The sequence below is a fragment of the Methanobrevibacter filiformis genome (assembly GCF_001639265.1).
Lineage (GTDB): Archaea > Methanobacteriota > Methanobacteria > Methanobacteriales > Methanobacteriaceae > Methanacia > Methanacia filiformis.
Genome location: NZ_LWMT01000213.1, coordinates 1 through 548, shown reverse-complemented (window position 1 = coordinate 548; position 548 = coordinate 1). Strand labels below are relative to the sequence as shown.

General features: G+C 28.6%; 1 pseudogene. It reads right to left on the bottom strand.

The window, feature by feature from the left end:
- Nucleotides 1-43: 43 nt before the first annotated feature.
- A pseudogene (locus MBFIL_RS05480) lies at nucleotides 44-548 on the bottom strand (hypothetical protein); the annotation flags it as partial.

The following is a 548-nucleotide window of genomic DNA, read 5'->3' as shown; positions in this document are numbered from 1 at the left end:
AGGATTGATTTTAAACATATTCTTAACTGTCTGATGACTAATATCAATTATTAAGCATTAATTTAACATCCTGAGCTATAGAATCCAATGACCCACCACGATTAGCATATGATTCACGAATTGTTTCATTAAGACTATTTAAAAACTGATTATTTTCATCTTTTAAGTTTCCTAATTTAGTTTTGAACTTTGTACCACAACGTGGACAGTAATATCTTCTAAGTCCTATTTTTCCTTTACCATGATACACTATTTTTGGAGTAGTTTCCCGTATTTCCTGTTTTCTCACATGAAGATAACCACAATTTGGACATTTACTATTAACCATCTCAAATGAGCCATCACTTAAAACATGTAAGTTATTTTCAATAAAAGATGGATTCGCACCATATAAGGCATTATTAACTTTTTTGTAAAAAAGAGATTTCTTAGTTTCTTTATCCATAAAATCACCAAAATCAACTAATGTAAAAGTATTAACAATATTAAAATTATAAAAATCCAAACTAACCTGCACAGAAACGGACTTTTCACAACGATTTTCTCTT